Source organism: Amycolatopsis plumensis (genome assembly GCF_042652605.1).
GTDB classification, from domain to species: Bacteria; Actinomycetota; Actinomycetes; order Mycobacteriales; family Pseudonocardiaceae; genus Amycolatopsis; species Amycolatopsis plumensis.
Genome location: NZ_JBHSJY010000001.1, coordinates 3,493,790 through 3,510,972, shown reverse-complemented (window position 1 = coordinate 3,510,972; position 17,183 = coordinate 3,493,790). Strand labels below are relative to the sequence as shown.

The window sequence follows — 17,183 nt, the reverse complement described above, 5'->3', positions numbered from 1 at the left end:
TCCGGGTCATGGGCGGCAAGTACCACCACGGCGACCTCCGCGGCGAGCTCGTGCGCGTCTCGCTCGACCTGATCGCCGAGCAGGGCCTGGCCGGCTTCTCGGTCGCCGAGGTGGCGAGGCGGGCGAAGGTCAGCCCCGGCGCGCCCTACCGGCACTTCGCCACCCGGGAGACCCTTCTGGCCGAGGTGGCGGCGCACGTCGCCTGCCAGCTCGCGGACCGCGTCACCGCGGCGGCCGAGGAGCACCCGGATCCGGCGGACGCCTTGGCCGCGGCCGCGGGGGCGTACACGAGGTACCTGATCGAGCGGCGCGCCGGGATGAACGTGATCTACGCCGAAGGGCTGCACGGCCCGGAGCACGTCGGCCTGCACGAGCAGACCCGCCGGCTCACCGACGTGTTCCTGATGCGCTGCCTGACGGTCGCCCCGGACCCGGCGACCGCGCTGGAACTGATGGAGCAGCTGTTCACCCAGGCCCACGGCTACGGCACGTTCCAGCTCGACGGCGTCTTCGTGAAGCACGGGTATTCGACGGACCTGGTGGTGCGCAAGTCCACCGAGGCCGCGCGCGCCGCCATCGCCGGCCGGATTGTCGGTGGTGCCCGCTAGGTTGGGCGCATGGGGATCATCGACTCACACGAGGCACTCCGCGAGGTGATCGGCGAGGTCGCCGAGCTGACGCAGCAGAAGGTCATCGACCGGATCGACGAGCACGCGCGGAACCTGATCGCGCACTCGCCGTTCGTGCTGCTGGCCACGTCGGCACCGGACGGCAGCTGTGACGTCTCCCCGCGCGGCGACCCGGCGGGCTCGGTGCTGGTGCTCGACGACAAAACGCTGGCCCTCGCGGACCGCCCGGGCAACAAGCTGGCGGACAGCTTCCGCAACATCGTCGACAACCCGCACGCCGGGCTGCTGTTCCTGATCCCGGGCATGAACGAGACGCTGCGGGTCAACGGCCGCGCGAAACTGGTCTCGGACGCGCCGTTCTTCGACGACCTGGTGGTCAAGGGCAAGCGGCCCCGGCTGGCCGTGGTCGTCGAGGTCGAGGAGCTCTACATGCACTGCGCCAAGGCGTTCCTGCGGTCGTCGCTGTGGCAGCCGGAGACGTGGCCGGACCGCGCGGCACTGCCGTCGATGGGCACGATCATGCGGGACCAGATGTCCCTCGCGGTCTCGGCGGCGGAGCTGGACGCGCGGCTCGACGAACGGGCGATGACCCAGCAGTACTGATCCCGGCGACCACGTCGAGCAACCCGGGGAACCGCGCGTCGAACTCGTCCCGGCGCAGGCGGACGAACGTGCCGTTCCCCGCGTCGCGCTGCCGGACCAGGCCGGCTTCGCGCAGCACGCGCCAGTGGTGCGTGCGGGTCGACTTGGCGATCGGCAGCGGGAACGACGCACAGGCCCGCTCTTCGCCGTCCTCGCGGAGCAGCTGCAGCACCACCTCACGCCGGTGCGGGTCCGCGAGGGCGGACAGCACCGCGCCGAGGTCGACCTCGGCCAGCTCGGGAACGGGGAACTCACCAGCCATGCTGGACATGGTACGACAATCGTCGTACCTTCGGCGAGGTACGAACACCATCGAACCTCCGGAGGCCCTCAGTGCTGTGCGTGTTCGACGTCAACGAGACGCTGCTCGACCTCACCGCGATCGATCCCGTCATCGGCGGCCCCGAGCTGCGGCGCGAGTGGTTCGGCCTGGCCATCCACACCGTTCTGACCGTGACGGCGACCGGTGGCTACCGCGACTTCGCGGGCATCGCCGGGGAGGCCGCGATCGAGGTCGCGGCCCGGCACGGGCGCGAAATCGACCTCGCGAAGGTCGGCGAAGGACTGCGCGGCCTCCCCGCCCACCCGGACGTCGAAGCGGGCCTGGCGAAACTCCGCGACCAGGGCCACACCCTCGTCGCCTTGACGAACTCGCCGCTCGCCACCGCCGAGGCCCAGCTGCAGAACGCCGGGCTGGCCGCGCTGCTGGACCGGATCTTCTCGGCCGAGCAGGTCGGCAGGCTCAAGCCCGCGCCGGAGCCGTACCGGCAGGTCACGGCGGCCTACCCCGGGCAGCGCGCGGTCATGGTCGCCGCGCACGACTGGGACATCGCGGGCGCCCAGGCGGCGGGGCTCGAGACGGCGTTGCTCACCCGTCCCGGCGTCCACCCGCTGCCCGGCTCGCCCGCGCCCACCTACACTGCGTCGACCCTGCCGGAGCTGGCCGGACTGCTCTAGTCGGCGATCCGGACCAGCATCTTGCCGGTGTTGGCGCCCGACAGCAGGCCGATGAACGCCTCGGGGGCGTTGCGGATGCCGTCGACGAAGGTCTCCGAGTACTTGATCTCGCCGGAGTTCACCAGCGGCGCGATCTCGGTGACGAACTGCTGCTGCAGGTGCCAGTGGTCGATCACCAGCAGGCCGCGGATGGTGAGCCGCTTGGCGATGACCTGCGCGAGGTTGCGCGGCGCCGGCGTCGGCTCGGTCGCGTTGTAGGTGGAGATCATCCCGCAGATGACGATCCGGCCGTGCAGGGTGATCGCGTCGATCGCGGCTTCGAGGTGCTCGCCGCCGACGTTGTCGAAGTAGACGTCGATGCCCTCCGGCGCCGCCTTGTGCAGCTGCTCGGCGACCGGGCCGTCCTTGTAGTTGAAGGCGGCGTCGAAGCCGAGGTCGTCGATCAGGTGGCGGACCTTCTCCGCCGAACCCGCCGAGCCGATGACGCGCTTGGCGCCCTTCAGCTTCGCGATCTGCCCGACCAGCGAGCCGACCGCGCCGGCCGCACCCGAGACGAACACGGTGTCGCCCGGCTTGAACTCGGCCGACTCCAGCAGGCCCGAGTAGGCGGTCAGGCCTGGCATGCCGAGCACGCCGAGGTACGTCGACAGCGGCGCCGCGGCCCCGTCCACCTTCACGTACCGGCCCGCGTCGAGCACGGCGTGGGTGCGCCAGCCGGCCTGGTGCAGCACGTGGTCACCCACCTTGACGTCGTCGACGTTCGACTCGACGACCTCGCCGACCGCCCCGCCGGACATGACCTCGCCGACCTGGAACGGCGGCGCGTAGGACTTGACGTCCCTCATGCGGCCACGCATCGCGGGGTCGACGCTCATGATCAGGTTGCGGACCAGGATCTGGCCGTCGCCCGCCGTCGGCACCTCGGTGTCGACGATCTCGAAGTTCTCGTGCGTCGGCACGCCTTCCGGTCGCGAAGCCAGCCGGATTTCGGTCGCCGTGCTCATCGTCGGATCTCCTCCATGGTCTCGAAGCGGGGCAGGCGCCCCGGATTCCACCCGATGTAACCAGCTAACCGGGGCGCAGATTCCGATTGTGAGGCGTCACACGATCTCGGCGAGCTTCTCCAAGACGCCGTCGTAGATCTTCTTCAACCCACCCGGCGCGAAAGTCTTCTCGAAGAAGCCGCCGATGCCACCGGCACCGTCCCACGTGGTCTCGATCTTCACCACACTGCGTTCACCCGCTTCGGTGACCGTCCACGTGGTGACCATGCTCGAGTTCGCGTCCGTCTCGACCAGCGTCCCCGGGCGCGGCTCGGTGACGGTCGCGGCCACGTCCCGCACCCGCTTCGAAGTCGCCTGCAGCTTCCAGCTCGCCTTGGTCCCGGCGCCGACGCCGCCCTCGGTCACCTGGTAGTCGCGGTAGTGCTCGGTGAGCAGCTTCGGCCGCGTCTCGGCGTAGTCGGCGACGAGCGCGCGGACCTTGTCGGCCGGGGCGTCGATGGTGCGCTCCGCGGTGGCCGTGACCTTTCCCATTTCACTCCTTTTCCCGGCGTACAGATCAGGGTCCACGATTTCACCGCACCCAGCACCCGCGGCGGGCGCCCTCGGACGTCCCAGATAGTGAGCGGCGGAAGTCCGGCCTGGACAGCTGTTTCCGCTGGTCAGCGCGTCGCCAACACTGCCAGAAGTGGCGTAACACGGTGTTAACGTCCGCTGGCCATCCTCGCCGCCATGCCCACCACACCCCGGCGGACCAGGTCCGACAGCGCGAGACAGGTCGCCGACCTGCTGCGCCGTCAGGTGCTGGCCGAGGAGACGCTGCCGTGCGAGGAAGACCTCACGGTGGAGTTCTCGGCGACCCGGAACACCGTGCGGGAGGCCCTCGCGCTGCTGCGCGACGACGGCCTGATCACCCGTCAGCCGGGGGTCGGCACGGTCGTGGTCGGGCACAAGTACCCGCACGGGCTCAACCGGCTGGCCGGGCTCGCCGAGGTGCTGCGGGAGCACGGCGAGGTCACCAACGAGGTCCGGGCCGCGGATCTCGTGCCCGCGCCCGCCGTGGTGGCGCACCGGCTCGGCGTGCCCGAACGCTCCGAGGTCGTCTACCTCGAGCGACTCAGAAAACTCGACGGCGTGCCGCTGTCGCTCGACCTCACCTACCTGCTGCCGGAGATCGGGAAGCCGCTGCTGGAGCACGACCTCGCCGGCCGGGACGTCTTCGCGCTCATCGAGGAGACGTCCGGGCAGCGGCTGGGCTACGCCGACATCGACGTCGAAGCCCTCAACGCCGACCCGAAACCGCCGCGGTGCTGGAAGTTCCACCGGGCGCGGCACTGCTGCGGTGGGAGCGCCTCACGCACTTCGCCGACGGACGGCCCGTCGACCTCGAATACATCCGGCTGCGCGGCGACCGCCTCACCATGCGCGCCCGCCTCGACCGTTCCTGAAGGAGACCGCCATGCCCCTCGTGCCGAGCCGGGTCGACGTCCCGGTGACGATCGACGAGTCGAAGTGCCTCGACGGCTGCCGCCTGTGCGTCGACATGTGCCCGCTCGACTCACTGGCCATCGACCCGGACACCGACAAGGCGTACATGCACGTAGACGAGTGCTGGTACTGCGGACCGTGCGCGGCGCGCTGCCCGACGGGTGCGGTGACCATCAACATGCCCTACCTGCTGCGGTGAAGGCCGTCCGGACCCTGCTCGCCGCCGCGCTGCTGGCCGCGGGCTGCACCGCGAACGCGTCGACGTCGAACGACGTCGAGGTCGTCATCGGCTACCAGTCGAAGACGATCAACACCGTCACCGCGGGCACGCTGCTGCGCTCGCTCGGGTACTTCGAGCAGCGCCTCGCGGACCTGGGCAAACGGGACGGGAAGCGCTATCACGTCACGTGGCAGGACTACTCGACCGGCGCGCCGATCACCGCTCAGATGGTGGCCGGGAAGATCGACATCGGCTCGATGGGCGACTACCCGTTGCTCATCAACGGCTCCCGCACGCAGGAGTTCGGCGACGGCCGCACCAAACTGGTCGCCGCCACCGGCTACAACCTGCTGGGCGCGCTGAACATGGTCGTCGTACCGCCGAACTCTCCCGCCCGCACGCTGGCCGACCTGCGCGGGAAGAAGATTTCCGCCAGCATCGGCTCGGCCGGGCACGGCACCACCGTGCACGCCCTGCAGAACATCGGCGTCGGGCCCGACGACGTCCACCTCCAGAACCAGGCGCCCGCGGTCGGCGCGTCCGGGCTGCTGTCCGGGTCGGTCGACGCGCTCGGGCAGTTCGTCGCGTGGCCGGGCCAGCTGGTGTTCGCGAACCAGGCCCGGCTGCTCTACGACGGCTCGGCGCTGAACCTGCCGACCTGGCACGGTGTCGTCGTCCGGGAGTCCTATGCGGACAGTCACCACGACGTCGTCACGGAGTTCCTGCGGGCGCAGCGCGACGCGACTGACTACCTGCACCAGCACCCGATGGACGCGGCGCTGAAGGTCGCGTCCGCCACGAAGCTCCCGGCCGAGGTCGTCTACCTCTACAACGGCGCCGGCGGCATGGTCACCTTCGACCTGCCGCTCAAGCGCCCGCTGATCGGCGCCCTCGAAACCGACGCGCCCTTCCTGCGGTCGATCGGCAACATCAAGCGGCTCGACCTCGGCGCGTTCGTCGACGACCGGTACCTGCGGGAGATCTACGGCCCGTCCTACGACACCGCCGCGTCCTCTTTGGACAACCCAGCACCGGTGGAGGGCTTCGACACGACGTGCTCGCGGCCCGTCACCGATCCGCGCGGCGCGGGTGAGCTGTGGCTGTCCGGCGAGACCACCACCCACCCCGCCACCACGCCATCGTGCCTGCTCGAGGCCGTGGCGCACGCGGGGAAGCCGGTCCGCGCGGCCTACGTGCCCGACGCGGCCACGGGCACCCGCTGGTTCGCCGACAAGGCCGTCTGGGTGCGCGACGCGGGCGGCGCGCTGCTGCCCTTCACCACCGAAGACGGCGCCCGCGCCCACCTCGCCGGGCACCCCGGCTCGATCGTCAGCTACGCGCAAGCCGTGGAGGAGTCCCGATGACCCAGACCCTCGACCACGAACCCGCCATCGCGGAAGCCCCGCCGACGCCACCGAGACGGCGGTTCAGCCGGCTCGCCGTCCGCGCGGGCAGCATCGTCGCCGCGCTGGTCGTGTGGGAGCTGCTGACCGCCTTCGACGTCGACCTGTGGCTGCACTTCGACCGCCTGCCCACGCCGGTCGAAGTCGCCCGCGACCTCGGCTACCAGCTCGGCACCGCCGTCTACTACCAGGACCTGCTCGACTCCCTGCGCCGGATCGTGACGGGCTTCGCGCTGGCCGCGGTGTTCGGGATCGGGCTCGGCACGGCGATCGCGCGCTCCCGCGGCACGTCCGACGTCGTCCAGCCGCTCCTGGAGGTGCTGCGGCCGATCCCGGCCATCGCGATGGTGCCCATCGCCATCCTGCTGTTCCCCAGCAACGAGCAGGGGATCATCTTCATCACCTTCATCGCCGCGTTCTTCCCGGTCGTGGTCAGCACGCGGCATGCCGTGCGCGCGCTGCCGGTGGTCTGGGAGGACGCGATCCGCACGATGGGCGGCTCGCGGGGGCGGGTGCTGTGGAACGTCGTGCTGCCGGGCGCGCTGCCCGGCGTGTTCGGCGGGTTGTCCGTCGGCATGGGCGTTTCGTGGATCTGCGTGATCTCGGCGGAGATGATCTCCGGCGAGTTCGGCGTCGGCTACCGGACCTGGCAGGCCTACACCGTCGTCGACTACCCCGGCGTGATCGTCGGGATGCTCACCATCGGCCTGCTCGGCTGGGTCACCTCGGCCGCCGTCGAACTGCTCGGCCGCCGCGCCACCCGCTGGCTGCCCCGAGGGGAGAACGCATGAGCCTCCGCATCGAGAACCTGAGCGTCCACTACGGACAGCGCGCGGTGCTGTCCGGCATCGACCTGGACGTCGCCGACGCCGAGATCCTGGCCGTCACCGGTCCGTCGGGGTGCGGCAAATCGACGCTGCTGCGCGCCTTGGCCGGGCTGCTGCCCGTGTCTTCGGGCCGTGTCCGGTCCGCCGGCGTGGAGGTGACCGGCACGTCCGCCGAGCGCGCCCTGGTGTTCCAGGACGACGGGCTGCTGCCCTGGCGTTCGGTGCGCCGCAACGTCGAGCTGCCGCTGTCCATCCGGCGGGTGCCGCGGGCACGGCGGCGGGCGGAGGCCGAGTCGTGGCTGTCCCAGGTCGGGCTGGCCGGCTACGAGGACCACCTGCCGCGGGAGCTGTCCGGCGGCATGCGGCAGCGCGTCCAGCTCGCCCGCACCCTCGCCGGGTCGCCGCGGGTGATCCTGGCCGACGAGCCGTTCGGGGCGCTCGACGCCCAGACCCGCACGGCCATGCAGCGGCTGCTCGTGGACGTCTGGCGCAAGCGGCCGACGACGGTGGTGTTCGTGACCCACGACGTCGACGAGGCACTGTTCCTGGCCGACCGGGTCGCGGTGCTGACCCGCGACGGGCGGCTGGCGAAGGTCGTCGAGTCGTCGCGGCCGCGGACGGCCGAGCCCGCCGTGGCCGCCGAGCGCGCCGAGGTCCTGGACGGGCTGGTGGCGGCATGACGTTCGAAGCACCGCCGGTGTCCGCCCGCACGCACTTCGAGACGGACGTCCTGGTCATCGGCGGCGGCACAGCCGGGACGATGGCCGCGCTGACCGCCGCGGAGAGCGGCGCGAACGTGCTGCTGCTGGAGAAGGCGCACGTCCGGCACTCGGGCGCGCTGGCGATGGGCATGGACGGCGTCAACAACGCGGTCATCCCCGGCAAGGCGACCCCGGAGGACTACGTCGCCGAGATCACCCGCGCGAACGACGGCGTCGTCAACCAGTCCACTGTGTACCAGACCGCGCGGCGCGGGTTCGCCATGGTGCAGCGGCTGGAGAAGTACGGCGTCAAGTTCGAAAAGGACGAGTACGGCGAGTACGCCGTGCGGCGGGTGCACCGGTCCGGCAGCTACGTCCTGCCGATGCCGGAGGGCAAGGACATCAAAAAGGTGCTCTACCGCGTGCTGCGGGCGAAACACATGCGCGAGCGCATCACGATCGAGAACCGCGTGATGCCGGTGCGGGTGCTGACGTCCGGCGGGCGCGCGGTCGGGGCCGCCGGGTTCAACACGCGGACCGGCGAGTTCGTCACGGTGTCGGCGTCGGCGGTGATCCTGGCGACCGGCCCCTGTGGCCGGCTGGGCCTCCCCTCCAGCGGCTATCTCTACGGCACCTACGAGAACCCGACGAACGCGGGCGACGGCTACGCGATGGCGTACCACGCGGGCGCCGAGCTGTCCGGGATCGAGTGCTTCCAGATCAACCCGCTGATCAAGGACTACAACGGCCCGGCCTGCGCTTATGTCGCCAATCCCTTCGGCGGCTACCAGGTCAACGCGGCCGGCGATCGCTTTGTCGACTGCGATTACTGGTCGGGGCAGATGATGGCCGAGGTGGCGCGCGAGATCTCGTCGGCGCGCGGCCCGATCTACCTCAAGCTGACGCACCTGCCGGAGGAGACGCTCGGCGCGCTGGAGAACATCCTGCACACGACCGAACGGCCGACGCGCGGGACGTTCCACGCCGCCCGTGGCCACGACTACCGCACGCACGACGTCGAGATGCACATCTCGGAAATCGGGCTGTGCGGCGGGCATTCGGCGTCCGGCGTCTGGGTGGACGAGCACGGCGCGACGACGGTCCCTGGCCTGTACGCGGCGGGCGACCTCGCCTGCGTGCCGCACAACTACATGATCGGCGCGTTCGTCTACGGCGACCTCGCGGGCGCGCACGCTTCCGGCTCCCTGCGTCCGCTGGTTCCGCTGCCCGAGGACCAGATCGCACTGGCACACGAGCTGATCTACCGACCACTGTCCACTCCGGATGGTCCGCCGCAGCAGCAGGTCGAGTACAAGCTGCGCCGGTTCGTCAACGACTACGTGGCGCCACCCAAGACGACGGCGAAGCTGGAGATCGCGCTGGAGACGTTCGCGCGGATGACCGGCGAGATCGCGTCGATGGGGGCGCGGACCCCGCACGAGCTGATGCGCTGCGCCGAGGTGACGTTCATCCGCGACTGCGCCGAGATGGCGGCGCGGGCGTCGCTGGTGCGGACCGAGAGCCGGTGGGGGCTTTACCACGACCGGACCGACCACCCGGGCCGCGACGACGTCTCCTGGCTCGCGCACCTGAACCTGCGCAAGACGGCGTCCGGGGAGATGGAGTTCCTGAAGCGGCCGGTGACGCCGTATGTGGTGCCGGTGCCGGAGTTCTCGGTGCCGGAGTTCGACGTCGAGCTCCTCGGGACCCACACGGCCTTCAGCGGGCACACGCCGCCGGACGTGGCCACGGTCTCTCCGGCGCGGACGCATTCGTCGCCGCGGGTCCTCGAAGTCGTCGCCCTGGCGGAGGAGCAGCCTTCGCTCGCGGTGCTGTCGGGGTACCTGGCCGATCCGGACGCCGAGGTGCGCACGACGGCGATCGCGGTGCTCACCGAGTCGGCGCCGGAGGGCTTCGGCCCGGCGCTGGTCACGGCGTTGCACGACATCGACGCGCGCGTGCGCGCCGCGGCGGCGGCCGGGTTGCGGGAGCTGGTGGAGGTGCTGACGCCGTCGTCGTCCCTGGGCGACGGGCTGCGGTCGGCGCTGACCGTGTCCGACGCCGACGTGCGGTCGGTGGCCCTGGACGTTCTGCGGGCGCTGCGGCTCGGCGATGCGCCGCTGTTCGCGGCCTCGCTGGCCGACCCGGCGGTCGTCGTCCGGCTGGAGGCGATCCGCGGCCTGGTGTCGCTCGATGCGGCGTCGACGCTGGCGGAGGCGGCTTCGGACGCATCGCGCGAGGTCCGGGTCGCGGTGGCGGCCGGGCTGGGCACGATCGGCGACCCCCGCGCGACCGGGACGGTGGCCGCGTTGGCCGTCGACCCCGACCTGCTGGTGCGGGCGGCCGCCCTGACCGCCGCCGCCGAGCTGGGCTGCGGCGGCGACCTGGCGCGGCTGGCCTTCGCGTCGCTGGCGGACCCGGCCTGGCAGGTCCGCCGCGGGGCCGCGACGGCGCTGGGTGCGCTGGCCGAGCCGTCCGAGCAGCTGCTCGGAGCGCTGGAGGACGAGCACCCGAACGTCCGCCGGGCGGCGGTGCAGGCGCTGGGCAAGTGGGCTGCTCAGCCGTCGGTGGCGGCGCGGCTGCGAGCGCGGCGCGGTGACTCCGACGCCGACGTCCGCGCGTACACGAGGATGGCCCTCGGCGGTTAGGCTCGCCGATATGAGTTCGGGAGCGCACCGCCGGTCGACCGTGGCGGTGAAGGACGCGCTGCGGGAGCTGCGCAACCAGCTCGCGCTGCTGAACCACCAGGTCAGCGCCCAGCTGGCGCTCAAAGACGTCGACCTGGAGTGCCTGGAGCTGATCGCCCGGCACGGCCCGCTCAGCCCGAGCGCGGTCGCCCGCCGGGCCGGGCTGCACCCGGCCACGATGACCGGCATCCTCGACCGGCTGCAGAAGGGCGGCTGGATCGTCCGCGAACGCGATCCCGAGGCGGCGGACCGGCGCTCGGTCGCCGTGCGGGCGGTCCGCGGCCGCAACGGGGAGCTGTTCCGGCTCTACGCCGGGATGAACACGGCGATGGACGAGCTCTGCGCCGAGTACAGCGAGGACGAGCTGGCGCTGATCGCCGGGTTCCTGCGCCGCGCGACGTCGGCGGGGCAGGACGCCACCGGGGCGCTGGCGGGCGACTGAGCAGGGGTTCCTGTGCTGTACTCGGGCGCATGTGGCAGTCAGGCGACGCTTACGAGGCCTACATCGGACGGTGGAGCCGCCGGATCGCGGCGACGTTCGTCCGGCAGCTCGACGTGCCGGCGAGCCGGCGCTGGCTCGACGTCGGCTGCGGCACGGGCGCGCTGACCGCGGCGGTGCTGACCGCGGCCGACCCCGCGGAAGTCGTCGGCGTCGACCCGTCCGAGGGGTTCTTGGAGACGGCTCGCGCGAGCGTCACCGATCCGCGGGTGACGTTCACCCTCGCCGACGCTCGCTCGCTGCCCTTCCCCGACGACCGCTTCGACGTGGTCGTGTCGGGCCTGGTGCTGAACTTCGTTCCCGAGCCGGCCCGCGCCGCGGCGGAGATCGCCCGGGTGACCGCGCCGGGCGGCCTGGCCGCGGCCTACTTCTGGGACCTCGCGGAGGGCATGGAGCTGATCCGCCGGTTCTGGGACGCGGCCGCGGAGTTCGACCCCTCGACCGTCGCGGAGCTGGACGAAGGCCGCAAGTTCACGCTGTGCCGTCCCGAGCCGCTGGGCCGGTTGTGGACGGACGCGGGCTTCACCTCGGTGTCCGTCGGCGAGATCAAGATCCCGACGGTGTTCGCGGACTTCGACGACTACTGGCAGCCGTTCCTCGGCGCGCAGGGCCCGGCGCCGTCGTACCTGGCCACGCTGCCGGAGGCGCATCGCGACCGGATCCGCGACCTGCTGCGCAGCCGCCTGCCGGCGAACCCGGACGGCTCGATCCCGCTGACGGCCCGGGCGTGGGTCGTCAGCGGGACCGCGTAGCTCAGAGGCCGGCCTGGCCCAGCCAGTCCTTCGCGACGTCTTCGGCGCGTTCGCCGTCGGAGTCGACGCGCTTGTTCAGATCCCGCATGACGTCGGTCGTCAGCTTCGCGCTGACCGCGTTGACGGCGTTGGCGAAGTCGGCACCGCGCTCGTCGAGGACCTTCTTGTTCACCGCGGGCACGACGTTCTCGGTCGGCACGATGTTCTGGTCGTCCTTGAGCACCGTGTAGGCCGGGTCACCGGTCAGCGGGCTGACCGAGTCGACCGGGATGACCGTGACGGCCCCGGACTTGAGCTGCTGGACGCGCGGGCCGGCTTCCTGGATGGTCTGGAAGCTGATGTTGGTCAGCTTGTAGACGTCCGTGAAGCCCTTGAAGCACGGAAGGCGCTTCTCGCACTCGGGCGGGCCGGCCATGACGACCTTGTCGAGCTTCTTCAAGTCGCTGATCGACGCGATGCCCTTTTCCTTGGCCAGGTCGGACTTGATGATGTAGGTGTTCTTGTCCTCGGCGGCCGCGAAGTTCAGCAGCCCGACACCGCTGGGCTCGAACAGCTTCGCCAGCTGCTCGTGCTCCTCCTGCGCGGTCTTGCCGGCCTCCTTGCCGAAGCCCGTGGTGATCGCCGCACCCTGGTACTCCGGGATGAACTGCAGCTCACCGGACTTCAGCGACGGGTAGATCAGCTCCCGCGACCCGAGGTTCAGCTTCCGCGTCACCGGGTAGCCCTTGGCCTCCAGCGCCTGAGCGTAGATCTCGGCGAGGATCTGGCTGTCGGTGAAGTTGAAGGACGCGACGACGATCGGCGCGCCACCCTTGCCCTGCGCAGCAGGTTTGTCACCGCTGTCGCTGCCGCCACAGGCGGCCAAACCGAGCGTCGCCGCGACGGCCACCGCCACCACCGACGCGTTCCGGAACCAGCGCACGAATCCCCACTCCCTCGTCACTCGAACAGACGCAAGGACCCTAGCCCCGGGCTCCGACAAGAATCCACATCGTGGGAGAAAGCACCCAGAATTCCCACTCCGCGGAATATTTGGGCCCGATCGGGGTAGGGTCGGCCCGTGCACGTGACGCCCCTGGCCGCCGACAGCGGGCCCCCGCTCTTCCAGTGGAAGTGGGTCGACCGCAACGCCGACGCCATCGTCCAGCGCCTCGTCGAGCACATCTCCCTGACCGGCGCCGCGCTCGGCATCGGCCTGGTCGTGTCGATCGGGCTCGCCGTGCTCTCCCTGCGTTTCCGCTGGTCGTACCCGGTGATCCTCGGTACGGCGGGCGCGTTGTACGTGATCCCCAGCCTGGGTGCGTTCGCGGTCCTGGTGCCGTTCTTCGGGCTGACGTTCGTCTCGGCGATGATCCCGCTGGCGACGTACACGCTGCTCATCCTGATCCGCAACATCGTCACCGGCGTCGACCAGGTGCCGAACGAGGTCCGCGAGGCCGCGGTCGGCATGGGGTACACGCGCGGCAGGCTGCTCTGGCAGATCGAGCTGCCGCTGGCCCTGCCGGTGGTGATCGCCGGCCTGCGGGTCGCGGCGGTGACGACGATCGGCCTGGTCACGGTGACGTCGATGCTGGGCCTCGGCGGCCTGGGCTACTTCATCCGCGCGGGCATCCAGACGGCGACCCCCAACCCGACGATGATCATCGTCGGCGTGGTCCTGTCGGTGGCGCTGGCGGTGGCGGTCGATCTGGTCCTCTGGCTCAGCGAGCGCGTGCTGGCGCCCTGGTCGCGGAAGGTGCGGGCGCGATGAGCTTCCTCGACCAGCTGAACGCGTGGCTCGCCGACCCGAACCGCTGGAGCTGGACCGACAAGGCCGGCGTCCCGTACCGCACGCTGGAGCACCTCAGGTTTTCCCTGCTGGCCCTGGCGATTGCGGCGGTGCTGACCATCCCGGCGGCCCTGTGGCTGGCCCACTACCGCCGCGGCGCGTTCCTCGCGAGCAGCGCGGTGAACATCGGCCGCGCGATCCCCAGTTTCGGGTTGATCATCCTGTTCTGGTTCCTGGCCAGCCGCTGGGAGCTGGACACGACGTTCTGGCCGTTGCTCCTGGCCTTGGTCGCGCTGGCCATGCCCCCGTTGTTCACGAACACGTACGCGGGCGTGGTGACGTTGGAGCAGGAGACGATCGACGCGGCTCGCGGAACGGGCTACCGCGAGTGGCAGATCATGCTCCGCCTCGAGCTCCCCCTGGCGTCCCCGGTGATCCTGGCGGGCGCGCGGGTGGCGTTCCTCCAGCTGATCGCCACGGTGGCCATCGGAGCCATCGTCAACGACGGCGGCGGCCTGGGCCGGTACATAGTGGACGGCTTCGCGCTCGGAGCCCAGGGCTACGGAGCAATTTTCGCGGGCGGCCTGGCAGCGGTGGTACTGGCCCTGGCGTGCGACGGCGCCTTCGCGTTGATCACCCGCGTGGCGACTCCGCGCGGCCTCGCACTGCAGAACGCGCGCCGAGACTGAGACGTCCAGGACCGTCGCTGGATGACGGTCCTGGACGAGAGGCTCATCCCCAGGTTGGTTCGTGCACTTGGTCGGGCTTCGGTCAGGGCTTCTCGAAGTGCTGGTAGTCGATCGGGGTGTCCCAGGAGCCGCCCCAGGTCCAGCCGCGCGAGGTGAACGCCCGCTCGGCGACATCACCGGCGTGGATCATGCCGGGCAGGTGCTGGGTGCGATCGGCGTAGGGCGCGCCGTTGGGCGGGTAGACCGCACCGCTGCCGGAGATGTAGGGGTTCTGCACGGTGTTGACGTCGATGGCCCGCCCGTAGGAGTGGTTGGACCAGGCGGTACCGCCGGTGATCGCCCGGCAGTTGAACGCCGAGGTGTTGTTCGCCGCCATCGAAGCGTCGTCGTCGGAGTTGTACTTCTCGACGGTCTCCATCCGTTCGATGGGGAACCGCCCGAAGTAAAGATCGGCGAAGGTGCGGGCGACCTCGATCGCCCGATCGGCGTTGACGACCAGTTCGCCCCGGTGCACGGCGCCGTCGAAGCCGAGGAAGGACAGGCTGACCAGCCGCAGCTGGTCAGGCCCGACCGGGCACCCCTCGTGCCAGCTGTTCCCGAGCCGCTCAGCGGAGACGGGCCTGATGACGGCGAGGTAAGGCGCAAGCCCACTCCCGACCGGAGCGGCGACTTCCACGGTTTGAGCCGGGGCAGCCGGCGCCGGCGCGGCCACGGCGCAGACCGCGGAGAGCGTGAAGGTGACGATGGCCAGAACTCTGGTTCTCAGATTCATGATCACCACACGCGTTGGCCCCGCCGTTCGGCTGCGCCGAAGTCGGATACGCCACAACGACTCAACCTTGAGCGGCCCGGCGGAGTCCGCGCGAACCACGCCAGGCCGGGCCGGACCAGGCCGGGCCGCGCCGGGTCTGGCCGCAGCGGACCGCAGCGCGCCAGGGCCGCGTTGAGCCGGGCCAGGCCGCGCCGCGCCGGGCCGCGCCGGGTCACACCAGGCCGCGCGCACCGGTCCGCGCTGCGCTGCGCCGGGCCGCGCCGGGCCGGGCCAGGCTGGGCCGGACCGCACCAGGCCGGAGCGGGCCGCGCCAACCCCGCATCGAGCCCGGCAGGCCACGCCAGGCCTCGTCGAGCCGGGCCGAGCCGCGTCGGGCTGGACCGCGCCGGGTCGGGTCGGGCCCGGCAGGACCGCGCCAGGCCGGGCGGGGGCGAGCCGAGCGCGCCAGGCCGCGGTGGACCGGGCCGTGCCGAGTCGCACCGAGCCGGGGAGCCCGCATCGAGCCCGGCAGTCCTCGTCGAGCCGGGCCAGGCCGCGCGAACCGCGACAGGGCGGTCCCGGCCCTGGCGGGCTAGAACGCGCCGAGCAGGATCAGCACGCCGAGCGCGATCAGCACCAGCGGCAGGAGCACGTGGCCCCACCGCGCGAGGACTCGCGCGACGCCCGGCCGGGTCGCCAAGAACCGGCCCGCGGCGCACCACACCGCCACACCCGCCAGGAACACCACCACGTACCCCACCAGGCCCGCGGGCCCGGTCGCGGCGAACGCCGGAACGTACACGCCGACGTTGTCGCCGCCGTTGGCGAAGCACACCGTCGCGATTCCGAGCACGCCGGCCGCCGGGGGTGGCTCGTCGTCGTCCTGGTTCCACGCCTGCCATGCCGCGCGGATTCCCAGCAGCACCGGCAGCACGCCCAGCCAGCGCACCGCGCCGTCCGGCAGCAGGCCGGCCCCGAGCGCTCCCGCGACCGACACCGCCAAGATCGCCGCGAAGCCCAGGAACTGCCCCGCCACGACCTTGAGCGCGCCGCGGCGGCCGGCCGCCTGGCCGAAGAACACCGCCAGCAGCACCAGGTCGTCGACGTTCGTCACCGCGAACATCGCGGCCGCGCGCCCGAGCAGTCCGACGTCCACTCCCACCTCCGCGGTAAAACCGCTTGGCGAAGGCCCGCGCGGCACAGGACGATTCTGCCCATGCCCGCCGACGTCACGCGCCGCGGCTACGCCGGTCCGGCCGACCTGCGCGCCATGCAGAGCCTGGCGCAGCGCATCTAGTCGACGTCGAGTTCGCTGCACGTCGGGGATCTCGCGTGGCAGCGGTTCCAGCACGCCGGCCGGGAAGCCGAGTGGCCGACCGTGCTGTGGGAAGCGGGTGGCGAAGTCCTCGCGTGGGGCTGGCTTTCGCTACCCGGTGAACTGGCGCTGCTCGTGGATCCGGCGCGCCCCGAACTCGCGTCCGAGGTGCTCGCCTGGTTCGAAGACACCGCCTCCGCGGCCGAGCTCGCTGTCACCGTGCTCGACGCCGAGACGCATCTCATCGCCGCTCTGGAGCGTTGCGGTTACGCGCGTCGGGAGAGTTCCGTTTTCCAGTCGTATCTGTCTCGCCTCCTCGTGGATGTGCCCGAGCCGGTCGTGCCCGCCGGGTTCACGCTCCGGCCGGCAGGGCCGGACGATCTGGCCCGCCGGGTCGCCGTGCACCGCGCGGTCTGGCACCCGTCGAGGGTGACCGAACCGAGCTACCGGGCCGTCATGGCCGCCTGGCCGTACCGGGCCGGCCTGGACTGGGTCGTCGAGGCACCCGACGGCCGGTTCGCCGCCCAGTGCCTGATCTGGCTCGACGAGCGCAATGCCGTCGGCGAGCTGGAGCCCGTCGGAACTTTGCCGGAGTTCCGTCGCACGGGACTCGCCCGCGCGGTGTGCCTCGCCGCGCTGCGCGCGGCCCACCACGCCGGTGCTCGCGAAGCCGTCGTGTATCCGGTGATCAACCATCCGAAGTCCGCAGGTGCCCTCCCTCTGTATCGCGATCTGGGCTTCCACCCGTATGCCCGCACCCTCACCTTCACGCGGACCCGTCGTCGTATCCCTCCCTTCCCGGGGTCCGCGTCCCCGGAGGGCGCTCGCCGACCAACGTAGCGCCCCGCCCGCGC

At 71.4% G+C, this 17,183-nt stretch carries 22 protein-coding genes and 1 pseudogene; 14 read left to right on the top strand and 9 right to left on the bottom strand.

Features of this window, described 5'->3' with window-relative positions; translation table 11 throughout:
- Positions 1-8: 8 nt before the first annotated feature.
- Positions 9-608 carry a TetR/AcrR family transcriptional regulator gene (locus ACFPLC_RS16970; protein WP_378197512.1) on the top strand — a complete coding sequence of 200 codons (600 nt, stop codon included), beginning with the start codon at positions 9-11 and terminating at the stop codon, positions 606-608.
- A 9-nt stretch (positions 609-617) separates the two neighbouring features.
- Complete coding sequence (locus tag ACFPLC_RS16965; RefSeq protein WP_378197515.1) at positions 618-1,232, top strand: pyridoxamine 5'-phosphate oxidase family protein; 615 nt, start codon at positions 618-620, stop codon at positions 1,230-1,232.
- On the opposite strand, the gene ACFPLC_RS16960 is transcribed toward ACFPLC_RS16965, so the two are convergent.
- The gene (locus ACFPLC_RS16960; protein WP_378197518.1) at positions 1,147-1,533 is read right to left on the bottom strand and encodes an ArsR/SmtB family transcription factor; all 387 of its coding nucleotides are present in this window, start codon (positions 1,531-1,533) and stop codon (positions 1,147-1,149) included. The genes ACFPLC_RS16965 and ACFPLC_RS16960 overlap by 86 nt on opposite strands.
- A gap of 71 nt (positions 1,534-1,604) precedes the next feature.
- On the opposite strand from ACFPLC_RS16960, the gene ACFPLC_RS16955 reads away from it, so the two are divergent.
- Entirely contained in the window at positions 1,605-2,228 is a 624-nt protein-coding gene (locus ACFPLC_RS16955; RefSeq protein WP_378197521.1) for a haloacid dehalogenase type II, read from the top strand.
- Here the strand turns inward: ACFPLC_RS16955 and ACFPLC_RS16950 are convergent.
- Both ACFPLC_RS16950 and ACFPLC_RS16945 read right to left on the bottom strand, forming a co-directional pair.
- The gene (locus tag ACFPLC_RS16950; protein ID WP_378197524.1) at positions 2,225-3,232 is read right to left on the bottom strand and encodes an NADP-dependent oxidoreductase; all 1,008 of its coding nucleotides are present in this window, start codon (positions 3,230-3,232) and stop codon (positions 2,225-2,227) included. The two genes, ACFPLC_RS16955 and ACFPLC_RS16950, sit on opposite strands and share 4 nt — an antisense overlap.
- A 96-nt stretch (positions 3,233-3,328) precedes the next feature.
- Positions 3,329-3,763 (bottom strand): SRPBCC family protein, encoded by a 435-nt coding sequence (locus ACFPLC_RS16945; RefSeq protein ID WP_206797763.1) that lies wholly within the window; start codon positions 3,761-3,763, stop codon positions 3,329-3,331.
- A gap of 198 nt (positions 3,764-3,961) precedes the next feature.
- Here ACFPLC_RS16945 and ACFPLC_RS16940 point away from each other — a divergent pair.
- The 8 genes and pseudogenes from ACFPLC_RS16940 (at position 3,962) to ACFPLC_RS16905 (ending at position 11,806) form a co-directional block, all read left to right on the top strand.
- Positions 3,962-4,677: pseudogene (locus tag ACFPLC_RS16940) on the top strand (GntR family transcriptional regulator).
- Positions 4,678-4,688: 11 nt separating this feature from the next.
- Positions 4,689-4,916: a 4Fe-4S dicluster domain-containing protein gene (locus ACFPLC_RS16935; protein ID WP_176173465.1), complete on the top strand. Its 228-nt coding sequence runs from the start codon at positions 4,689-4,691 to the stop codon at positions 4,914-4,916.
- 248 nt (positions 4,917-5,164) lie between these two features.
- A complete protein-coding gene (locus tag ACFPLC_RS16930) occupies positions 5,165-6,301 on the top strand; it encodes an ABC transporter substrate-binding protein (protein WP_378236272.1) in 1,137 nt (378 codons plus the stop codon).
- Complete coding sequence (locus ACFPLC_RS16925; RefSeq protein WP_378197527.1) at positions 6,298-7,131, top strand: ABC transporter permease; 834 nt, start codon at positions 6,298-6,300, stop codon at positions 7,129-7,131. Before ACFPLC_RS16930 ends, ACFPLC_RS16925 begins: the two co-directional genes overlap by 4 nt.
- Complete coding sequence (locus ACFPLC_RS16920; RefSeq protein ID WP_378197530.1) at positions 7,128-7,847, top strand: ABC transporter ATP-binding protein; 720 nt, start codon at positions 7,128-7,130, stop codon at positions 7,845-7,847. Before ACFPLC_RS16925 ends, ACFPLC_RS16920 begins: the two co-directional genes overlap by 4 nt.
- On the top strand, positions 7,844-10,516 hold the full coding sequence (locus ACFPLC_RS16915; RefSeq protein WP_378197533.1) for a fumarate reductase/succinate dehydrogenase flavoprotein subunit: 2,673 nt from the start codon (positions 7,844-7,846) through the stop codon (positions 10,514-10,516). The genes ACFPLC_RS16920 and ACFPLC_RS16915 overlap by 4 nt, the downstream gene beginning before the upstream one ends.
- Positions 10,517-10,526: 10 nt before the next feature.
- The gene (locus ACFPLC_RS16910) at positions 10,527-10,997 is read left to right on the top strand and encodes a MarR family transcriptional regulator (protein ID WP_378197536.1); all 471 of its coding nucleotides are present in this window, start codon (positions 10,527-10,529) and stop codon (positions 10,995-10,997) included.
- Between the two features lie 29 nt (positions 10,998-11,026).
- Positions 11,027-11,806 (top strand): class I SAM-dependent methyltransferase, encoded by a 780-nt coding sequence (locus ACFPLC_RS16905; RefSeq protein ID WP_378197539.1) that lies wholly within the window; start codon positions 11,027-11,029, stop codon positions 11,804-11,806.
- 1 nt (position 11,807) lies between these two features.
- Here the strand turns inward: ACFPLC_RS16905 and ACFPLC_RS16900 are convergent, their stop codons facing one another.
- On the bottom strand, positions 11,808-12,728 hold the full coding sequence (locus tag ACFPLC_RS16900) for an ABC transporter substrate-binding protein (RefSeq protein ID WP_378197542.1): 921 nt from the start codon (positions 12,726-12,728) through the stop codon (positions 11,808-11,810).
- A 138-nt stretch (positions 12,729-12,866) separates the two neighbouring features.
- Here ACFPLC_RS16900 and ACFPLC_RS16895 point away from each other — a divergent pair, with 138 nt between their 5' ends.
- Together ACFPLC_RS16895 and ACFPLC_RS16890 are read left to right on the top strand one after the other, a co-directional pair.
- Positions 12,867-13,556 carry an ABC transporter permease gene (locus ACFPLC_RS16895; protein ID WP_378197545.1) on the top strand — a complete coding sequence of 230 codons (690 nt, stop codon included), beginning with the start codon at positions 12,867-12,869 and terminating at the stop codon, positions 13,554-13,556.
- Positions 13,553-14,263, top strand: coding sequence for an ABC transporter permease (locus ACFPLC_RS16890; RefSeq protein WP_191312313.1), 711 nt, complete (start codon positions 13,553-13,555; stop codon positions 14,261-14,263). The genes ACFPLC_RS16895 and ACFPLC_RS16890 overlap by 4 nt, the downstream gene beginning before the upstream one ends.
- 82 nt (positions 14,264-14,345) lie before the next feature.
- Here the strand turns inward: ACFPLC_RS16890 and ACFPLC_RS16885 are convergent, their stop codons facing one another.
- The 5 genes from ACFPLC_RS16885 to ACFPLC_RS16865 form a co-directional block, all read right to left on the bottom strand.
- On the bottom strand, positions 14,346-15,035 hold the full coding sequence (locus ACFPLC_RS16885) for a M15 family metallopeptidase (protein ID WP_378197548.1): 690 nt from the start codon (positions 15,033-15,035) through the stop codon (positions 14,346-14,348).
- A 2-nt stretch (positions 15,036-15,037) separates the two neighbouring features.
- Positions 15,038-15,250, bottom strand: coding sequence for a hypothetical protein (locus tag ACFPLC_RS16880; RefSeq protein WP_378235860.1), 213 nt, complete (start codon positions 15,248-15,250; stop codon positions 15,038-15,040).
- Positions 15,247-15,534 carry a hypothetical protein gene (locus tag ACFPLC_RS16875; protein WP_378235859.1) on the bottom strand — a complete coding sequence of 96 codons (288 nt, stop codon included), beginning with the start codon at positions 15,532-15,534 and terminating at the stop codon, positions 15,247-15,249. Before ACFPLC_RS16875 ends, ACFPLC_RS16880 begins: the two co-directional genes overlap by 4 nt.
- A 72-nt stretch (positions 15,535-15,606) precedes the next feature.
- Positions 15,607-16,170, bottom strand: coding sequence for a cadmium resistance transporter (locus tag ACFPLC_RS16870; protein ID WP_378197551.1), 564 nt, complete (start codon positions 16,168-16,170; stop codon positions 15,607-15,609).
- 270 nt (positions 16,171-16,440) lie between these two features.
- Positions 16,441-16,569: a hypothetical protein gene (locus ACFPLC_RS16865; RefSeq protein WP_378235858.1), complete on the bottom strand. Its 129-nt coding sequence runs from the start codon at positions 16,567-16,569 to the stop codon at positions 16,441-16,443.
- Between the two features lie 84 nt (positions 16,570-16,653).
- Between ACFPLC_RS16865 and ACFPLC_RS16860 the strand changes: the two genes are divergently transcribed.
- On the top strand, positions 16,654-17,169 hold the full coding sequence (locus ACFPLC_RS16860) for a GNAT family N-acetyltransferase (RefSeq protein ID WP_378235857.1): 516 nt from the start codon (positions 16,654-16,656) through the stop codon (positions 17,167-17,169).
- Positions 17,170-17,183: the final 14 nt, after the last annotated feature.